General features: G+C 42.5%; 7 protein-coding genes and 4 pseudogenes. 5 read left to right on the top strand and 6 right to left on the bottom strand.

All coding sequences use genetic code 11. The features are described from left to right. Positions 1–56: 56 nt before the first annotated feature. Positions 57–1,424 carry a sodium-dependent transporter gene (locus LKD36_RS17090; RefSeq protein ID WP_308460357.1) on the bottom strand — a complete coding sequence of 456 codons (1,368 nt, stop codon included), beginning with the start codon at positions 1,422–1,424 and terminating at the stop codon, positions 57–59. A 468-nt stretch (positions 1,425–1,892) separates the two neighbouring features. Here LKD36_RS17090 and LKD36_RS17095 point away from each other — a divergent pair, with 468 nt between their 5' ends. Further along, positions 1,893–2,093: a hypothetical protein gene (locus tag LKD36_RS17095; protein ID WP_308460358.1), complete on the top strand. Its 201-nt coding sequence runs from the start codon at positions 1,893–1,895 to the stop codon at positions 2,091–2,093. A gap of 126 nt (positions 2,094–2,219) precedes the next feature. On the opposite strand, the pseudogene LKD36_RS17100 reads toward LKD36_RS17095, so the two are convergent. After that, positions 2,220–2,561, bottom strand: a pseudogene (locus LKD36_RS17100) (recombinase family protein); the annotation flags it as partial. Positions 2,562–2,590: 29 nt separating this feature from the next. Here LKD36_RS17100 and LKD36_RS17105 point away from each other — a divergent pair. Next, positions 2,591–3,036 (top strand): annotated as a pseudogene (locus LKD36_RS17105) (IS1634 family transposase); the annotation flags it as partial. Here LKD36_RS17105 and LKD36_RS17110 read toward each other — a convergent pair. From LKD36_RS17110 to LKD36_RS17125, 4 genes and pseudogenes are all read right to left on the bottom strand, one after another. Continuing rightward, positions 3,017–3,148, bottom strand: a pseudogene (locus tag LKD36_RS17110) (Maff2 family mobile element protein); the annotation flags it as partial. The pseudogenes LKD36_RS17105 and LKD36_RS17110 sit on opposite strands and share 20 nt — an antisense overlap. 271 nt (positions 3,149–3,419) lie before the next feature. Further along, the gene (locus tag LKD36_RS17115; RefSeq protein ID WP_308460360.1) at positions 3,420–4,052 is read right to left on the bottom strand and encodes an ABC-2 transporter permease; all 633 of its coding nucleotides are present in this window, start codon (positions 4,050–4,052) and stop codon (positions 3,420–3,422) included. Then, positions 4,040–4,903: an ABC transporter ATP-binding protein gene (locus tag LKD36_RS17120; RefSeq protein WP_308460363.1), complete on the bottom strand. Its 864-nt coding sequence runs from the start codon at positions 4,901–4,903 to the stop codon at positions 4,040–4,042. The genes LKD36_RS17115 and LKD36_RS17120 overlap by 13 nt, the downstream gene beginning before the upstream one ends. A gap of 15 nt (positions 4,904–4,918) precedes the next feature. Further along, positions 4,919–5,290 (bottom strand): GntR family transcriptional regulator, encoded by a 372-nt coding sequence (locus LKD36_RS17125; protein WP_055066322.1) that lies wholly within the window; start codon positions 5,288–5,290, stop codon positions 4,919–4,921. Between the two features lie 164 nt (positions 5,291–5,454). On the opposite strand from LKD36_RS17125, the pseudogene LKD36_RS17130 reads away from it, so the two are divergent. From LKD36_RS17130 to LKD36_RS17140, 3 genes and pseudogenes are all read left to right on the top strand, one after another. Continuing rightward, positions 5,455–5,760: pseudogene (locus LKD36_RS17130) on the top strand (ATP-binding cassette domain-containing protein); the annotation flags it as partial. 86 nt (positions 5,761–5,846) lie between these two features. Continuing rightward, positions 5,847–6,299 carry a MarR family winged helix-turn-helix transcriptional regulator gene (locus tag LKD36_RS17135; RefSeq protein WP_308460361.1) on the top strand — a complete coding sequence of 151 codons (453 nt, stop codon included), beginning with the start codon at positions 5,847–5,849 and terminating at the stop codon, positions 6,297–6,299. Further along, a partial coding sequence (locus LKD36_RS17140) for an MATE family efflux transporter (protein ID WP_308460362.1) occupies positions 6,289–7,535 on the top strand: 1,247 nt, incomplete at its 3' end. The genes LKD36_RS17135 and LKD36_RS17140, both read left to right, overlap by 11 nt.

Raw genomic sequence — 7,535 nt, forward strand, 5'->3', positions numbered from 1 at the left:
CGGTCTGGCTGCGCCGGTATCCACTATGGTGGGAATTATTCTGAATGTGGGATTTTTTACATGGATATCCAACCGAAGGCATTTGCCACGGAGCTGATCAGTATAATAGCTGCAAAGATAGGGCAGAGATACTGGATCATAAAGTAGAAAATTTTCTTCCGGCGGAAGGGCTGTCCATCCTGCGTGATTTCTTCCTCCATTTTTTGCAGACCGACTACTTTGGAGACAAACAGGCAGATCGCGATAGCGGCAATCGGCATCATAACAGAGTTGGTCAGAAAATCGAAAAAGTCAAGGAACTGCATGCCGATGATGGTAACTCCGGCCAGCGGCCCATAGCCAAGGCAGGAGAGGGTTCCTAACAGAACCATAACGACGCCCATAAATACAGTTGCTTTTTTACGGCTCCAGTGCAGTTCATCTTCAAAGGTGGAGACAGCACTTTCTGTCAGTGCAATGGAACTGGTCACAGCAGCAAACAGTACCAACAGGAAGAACAGGATGCCGATGACGGTTCCAAATCCCATGTTGGCAAATACTTTTGGGATGGTGATGAACATAAGCGCCGGTCCAGCTTGCAGAGTGTTCGGATCACCGCCGGAGAAAGCAAAAACTGCCGGGATAATCATAAGACCGGCCATAATGGCGATGGCCGTATCAAAAATTTCTACATTCTGTGTGGAGTCTTCAATCGAAGTCGCTTTTTTCATATAAGAACCAAAGGTGATCAGGATACCCATAGCGATGGACAGGGAATAAAACATCTGTCCCATGGCAGATACCACTGTCATCCAGGAAAAATTCGCCATATTCGGGACCAGAAGATACTTCACACCGGCCATAGCGCCCGGTCTGGTGACGGAATAAACGGCAATGATGACGGATAGTACCACCAGAATCGGCATCATAAATTTGGACACGCGCTCGATTCCGTTGCGTACACCTGCATAAATAATACCTAAGGTAATAAAGGTAAATACAAGAAAGCAGATTTCCGTGGATAATCCATTGGAAATAAAGCCAGAAAAATATTCATCGGAGGCCAGTGCCTGTCCGTGTCCCATGAAATATTCCACCAGGTATTTAATAACCCATCCGCCGATAACAGAGTAATAAGGAACGATCAGAATCGGAATGATGGCGTTGATCCATCCGCCTGCAGACCGGAGTCTGGTTTTCCCAAAATTCTCAAAGGCACCTACGGGGCTTCGTCTGGTCATCCGTCCCAGTGAAGTCTCGGCCATGATCATGGAATAACCAAAGGTCAGTGCCAGAATAATGTAAATCAGTAAAAAAATGCCACCGCCGTATTTGGCAGCCAGATAAGGAAATCGCCAGATATTTCCCAGTCCTACCGAAGCCCCGGCAGCTGACAGTACAAAGCCCAGCTTTCCGGAGAAGGAACTTCTTTTGTGTTTGTTCATGTTTCATATCCCCTTTTGTCCATTTATTTGCAAAATACGCACTTGTTCCAGTGTAACACGCAGGAGTGGAAAAAGCAATTCCGGAACTGCTTGATCAGTTGCGAAAGGTAAATTTACTTCATAGCCTTTTTTCTTTCTCCCAAAAATGAATATAAGTTTTCCACGATCTGCTCGTCATTAAATTTTCGGGACTTCTTCTGGATCTTATTGCACTCAGCAACTGGATTCTTTTCCAGATTTTTTCTAATTCTTTCCTGCTCTCTGTTCAGTTCTCTTCCTCTGCGATAAAGTTTTTCATTTATTTTACCTTATCGCAAAGGAATTGGCTTAAATTCAACGAAAATACTGCGAATTATTTTTACCTTTCAACACTGCTCAAAGAATACGAATATTCAAACGTTGGAGTAAAAAACAGAGGTATGATTTGATCAGAGTCCGGGGATACTATTTTTGTCAGGAGGTTTCGCTATGAAAAAAGATAACCAGAAACTAATTGATTCCACCGACTATCTGGTCAATTCCGCATCCACTCAGGACTGCACCGGGTTGATTCCCCGTGGATTGCAAAGTGATGAGGAAGTGGAAGCCTATGAAGAAATTAATCATTATCTGCCGCCGAAGGTGGAGAAGAAAAAGCAGAAACAAAATGCCGCGGAAAAGATACCATGACCGGCCACTGGAAAATGATGGGACTGGAGATGCCGGAAGGAACGTTGGGAAGTTCGTTGCCAAATTTCTTAAAATAAATTTTCAGAGAAGAGCGCTGTCAGTTTTATTGGCAGCGTTTTTCTAATATAAAGCGTTGATGTTTTGGTGCTTCATAAAGGCCACCAGCGCGGGATGCTCGTTGTCAACGCCGTTTGCCAGTTCCGCACGTTCAGCCGTCAAGCGTTCCAGCACGTCGGACAGGCGCTCCGCCTGCTGTTCGTAGTCGGCCTTCATCGCCCGGTATTCCTGCTGGGAGATTTCCCCGTCCTTCCAGTCTTGATAAAGGGATTGCTTGTAACGGGTGATTTTGGCAAGTTCCCGTTCCTTTGCGGCAATCAGATCGTCCAGCCGGAAAGACTGGCTTTTTTTGATTGGAGCCGTATTGATCCGGGCAATCAATTCCGAATAGGAAACCGCCAGATGCACTCTTAATTTCCGATGAGGGTTAAACGATCTAAATGTACTACGATTTTAAGGTCAAAATACCCGAGGTCAAGGGTAAGATTTATGAACGGACGATCAAAGGGGTCGTCTACATCAATTACGAGTATGACCGGATTTATAAGCCGGACAAGAAATACAACATCTCCAAACGCACAACGATCGGTAAGAAATGTGAAGACGATCCGGAAATGATGTATCCGAATCCAAACTTTCTGACTTACTTTCCGGACGTCGAACTGCCGGAGGATCAGGGACGGGATGCCAGGAGCAGCTGCCTGCGCATCGGGACATGGATCGTGATCGAAAACTGATGGTGGAAAGCCTTCTTGACAAGATCATCAGCGGCCTTTACAGCGATGACCGCGGCACAGGCCTGTTTCTTGATCTGGCAGCGTATTATCTCACTACAGAGAATAATGCCGGACAGTACTATCCGGATTTTGCCTATAACCATCCGCTTTTGCACCTGGGTTATCATTTCCGTAACCTTCGAGAAGGTTTACAACGCCCTATGCGCCCAGAGCAATCACAAGGATTTTCAAAGTATCAATCGCGCTCGCAAAAAATTCCATATAGTTCCTCCTTTAATTTCAGAAATTTTAATTTGTGATATGGCCGTATCAGGCCGGAAACAAAAAAAGCCGCCGCACTGTTTTAGAAAAAAATCTGTTTCAAACAGCACGGCGGCATGGGGCAGGAAAAATCCTGCGGTTATTTACTTTTCAGGGAGAATCACGAATCCTCAAAAAAACCTCCTTTCATCGTGACAAAAACAAAGCCCGCCAAGCATCATGCTTTGACAGGCAGGAACAATAAATGTATGTTTGAATGGTAATGGCAGATTTAATTCTTGCGACTATATCCAATGGTGCTTATTATGAGGGAAATTCCAAAAATCAAAATTGCCGCTATCCCTGAGATAAGCACATATGAATAAATAGAATTTACCATAGCAGCCATTCCCGGTCCATCTTCAAAATATTTTACAAAATAAAACATTGGAATTACCACAATCAATCCCATAGTTTGTGCAGAACGAAAACCAAACCAATAAGTTAATGGCAAGCAAATTCCTGTCCATAATAACGGGATAATAACTGCTGCTCCGATCGAAAATAGCCAGATAAGCATATCAAAATTTTGAAAAATCACACTGGATAAACCGTTGAACATAATACTGCCCAAAATGCTGATTGCCACCGTATATATAACAGAAATGTATTTACTTGCAACAACAGCAAAATTGCTTATCGGCATAGCTAATTGATATTTTTTCCAGCTTGCCTTTTCATCACTTGCGAAACTCATAATATTTTGCATACCGATTGTCATGGCAAACATAACAGAAGCAAATAAACCGGCATAAATACCAGCGTTGAAAATAAGTAGAACAATAGCCGCTGCTGCAATCAGAATAAGTTTCTTATCAATACTCTTGAAAAAAATGGATATATCTTTATAAATCAATCCTCGCATGATATTCCTCCTTTCACATAGAAAAGCATAATATCTTCTAATGTGGCATTATCTACAATGATATTCTTATATTTCTTTTTGAACGCTTCTTTGTCACGGACAAGACACTCCACGCTCATATTAGTAGTTCGGTGTATGATATAATCATCAGAGGAAAGCAGTGCAAATTTTTCTTTTCCGCACTTTGCTACGCCATAGTTATAAACAAGATTATCTTTCTGTTCCTCGAAAATAATTTTGCCTTGATGAATTAAAATCACATAGTCTGCAATTTTTTCTATGTCCGAAGTAATATGCGATGAAAAGAAGATAGAGCAATCTTCATCTTGAATAAATTCCAAAAATAGGTCTAACACTTCATCACGCACAACGGGATCAAGACCTGTTGTTGCTTCGTCCAAAATCAACAGTTTAGGTCTGTGTGCCATGGCGCAGATAATGGAAAGTTTCATCTTCATTCCTTTTGAAAAAGCACTAATTGTTTTCTTGGTCGGGATTTTGAATTTTTTCAAATATTGTGAAAAGAGGTTACTATCCCATGTCTTATAAACACCTTTCAAGATTTTTTCAATATCTGCGGCTGTAAATACATCATGAAAATTACATTCGTCAAAAACAATGCCAATATTCTCTTTGACAGTTGGAATTGTATGGTCTATTCCAAATACCTGTATCTGTCCACTATCTTTGTTTAATTCATTTAATATCAGATGGATAGTGGTACTTTTTCCTGCACCATTTTCGCCAATAAAGCCTACAATCCTACCTTTAGGGACTTTGAACGAAACATTGTCCAAAGAAAATCCCTCAAATTGCTTGCATAAATTCTGCACCAAAATGTTATTATCCATGGCTGTCACCTCTCGTTACTCCTCGTAAAATAGTTTTAGGATATTCGTCATTTGCTCAAGACTAATGCCATGCGCTCGACCAATTTCTGCGACTTTTTGCAAAAGTTCTTCAGCAATTCGTAACTGTTCCTCTTGAATAAATTCCCTGTTTTGTGATGCTACAAAACTGCCTTTTCCAGATACAGTTTCTATAAATCCATCTCTTGTCAAATCTTCGTATGCTCTCTGAACGGTAATAACACTTATATGCAAATCTTTTGCTAAAGCTCTCATAGAAGGGAGGGCTTCGCCAGCAGATAGTGTACCGTCCATAATAAAACTTTTTACTTGCATACAGATTTGTTCATAGATAGGTTTATCACTGCTATTACTAATGATAATCTCCACTTGCTTACCTCACTGTGCGTACTTATCGTAATAAGCGTACTTATTCAATAAGTACAGCATAGGCGATTTGTGTGAACCTGTCAAGAGAAAAGATGTCAATGTATTTGGAAAAGTGGGTGGCTGTAAATCAAAAAAATGGTTCATCGTAAGAGGAGACCGGTCTGGAACTGGATTTTACCTACTATAATGCAGTCTATACGGTAGAAAATGCCCTTGCAAAAGTAAAAGATGAAAAGGGAATGAAGCGGCTCATGGATCTCGGATTGTCTTATCTGACACTGGATCGTGCCGCTTCCACCCTGTCTACTGGTGAGTGGCAGCGAATGCAGCTGGCAAGAGCAGTGAGAAACCGGACTACAGGAGTTCTCTATGTGCTGGATGAGCCGTCCATTGGTCTGCATCCATCCAACATTGTGGGATGGAATGTCGTCATGCATGACATGGTGACTGATGGAAATTCCGTAGTTGTAAAGAAAAACAGTATTGACAATTTTTTAAATCCCCATATAATTATCATTAGTAATTAACTTTGGTAATTATATGGAGATTTTTTATTATGAGAATTGAAACACTGAAAAAAATGTTTGATGCCTGTTATCAGGCAAAAAGGGCAAGGGATCTGCTGCCGCCACTGCCGGATGGCGTAACGTCTTCCTATATTCATTACCTGGATGCCATCCAGATACTGGAAAAACAGGAGATTCATGTAAAAGTATCGGATATCAGTGATGCGCTGAATCTTCCACGTCCCGGCGTCACCAGAACCGTAAAGGAGATGGAGACAAAAGGATATCTGCAGAAAATTGCTTCGCCCGATGATGGTCGAGTGACCTATATTGTGGTTACGGAGGCGGGAAAACAGTTGTCGCAGAAATATAATGAACAGTATTTCCGGATGTTGGTTCCGTATATGGATGAGATTTCGGAAGAAGATGCACAGTGTGTGATTCGGACAATTGAGAAGTTTTATCAGATTATGAACGAGAGGAGAGAGACTTATGACAAATGATCAATCAGATTTTACACAGGGAAGTATTTTAAAGAAACTGGTAACTTTTATGATGCCGGTGCTTGGGGCATTGATCTTACAGGCTGCTTATGGAGCGGTAGATCTTTTGGTAGTGGGAAGATTTGGTTCTACTTCCGGACTGTCCGCCGTTTCTACCGGAAGCCAGGTATTGAATCTGGTTACTTTTGTAGTAATACAGACAGCTATGGGTATTACGGTGCTGATTGCCCGGTATCTGGGTGAAAAGAAGCCGGAGCAGATCGGTTCTGTTATCGGTGGATCCGCCATTGTCTTTACCATTATTTCTGTCGTTCTGTTTGTAGTAATGGTGGGTTTTGCCCGTCCGATTTCTATATTGATGCAGGCTCCCACAGAGGCTGTGGATCTGACAGCTACCTATGTGCGGATTTGTGGAGCAGGAATTTTCTTCGTTGTAGCTTATAACTTGCTGTCTGCAATTTTCAGAGGACTTGGCGACAGTAAATCTCCGCTTTTGTTCGTGCTGGTAGCCTGTATCATCAATATTTTCGGCGATCTGGCTCTGGTGGCCGGACTTCATATGGATGCAGCCGGTGCGGCAATTGCGACGGTGGCAGCCCAGGCATGCAGTGTGGTATTTGCAGTGATTCTTCTTATGAAGAAGCAGCTACCATTTGAGATTACCAAAAAGGATTTTCGATTGAATATTCAATGTCAGAGATTTCTGGAGATCGGGCTTCCGCTGGCATTGCAGGAGTTTTTGACACAGATTTCTTTTCTGGCACTCTGCGCCTTTGTCAACCGTCTGGGACTGGAGGCATCATCCGGTTACGGTGTAGCCTGTAAGATCGTAAACTTTGCAATGCTGGTACCAAGTGCCCTGATGCAGTCCATGGCATCCTTTGTATCCCAGAATGTGGGTGCAGGAAAGCTGAAACGTGCCAGACAGTCCATGCTTACCGGAATTGGCGTAGGACTGGTGGTAGGATGCTTTGTATTTGCACTGGTGATGCTGAAAGGTGATGTGCTGACCGGATTCTTCTCCACAGATGAAGCAGTCATCCAGAACGGTTTTGCTTATCTCAAAGGATTTGCTCCAGAGACCATTGTAACCGCAGTATTGTTCAGTATGATAGGCTACTTTAATGGAAATAACAAAACCGTGTGGGTCATGACCCAGGGACTTATTCAGACTTTGTTGATACGTCTGCCATTTGCTTACATTATGAGTATTCAGCCCAACGCGAGCCTGACCAT

Origin of the sequence: Hominiventricola filiformis (assembly GCF_020686965.1) — a bacterium.
In the GTDB taxonomy this organism is placed as follows: Bacteria; Bacillota; Clostridia; order Lachnospirales; family Lachnospiraceae; genus Hominiventricola; species Hominiventricola filiformis.

Coding starts and splice junctions, on each gene's coding strand:
- LKD36_RS17095 (WP_308460358.1), top strand. CDS start 1,893: ATGAAAAAAGATAACCAGAAACTAATTGATTCCACCGACTATCTGGTC.
- LKD36_RS17135 (WP_308460361.1), top strand. CDS start 5,847: ATGAGAATTGAAACACTGAAAAAAATGTTTGATGCCTGTTATCAGGCA.
- LKD36_RS17090 (WP_308460357.1), bottom strand. CDS start 1,424: ATGAACAAACACAAAAGAAGTTCCTTCTCCGGAAAGCTGGGCTTTGTA.
- LKD36_RS17115 (WP_308460360.1), bottom strand. CDS start 4,052: ATGCGAGGATTGATTTATAAAGATATATCCATTTTTTTCAAGAGTATT.
- LKD36_RS17120 (WP_308460363.1), bottom strand. CDS start 4,903: ATGGATAATAACATTTTGGTGCAGAATTTATGCAAGCAATTTGAGGGA.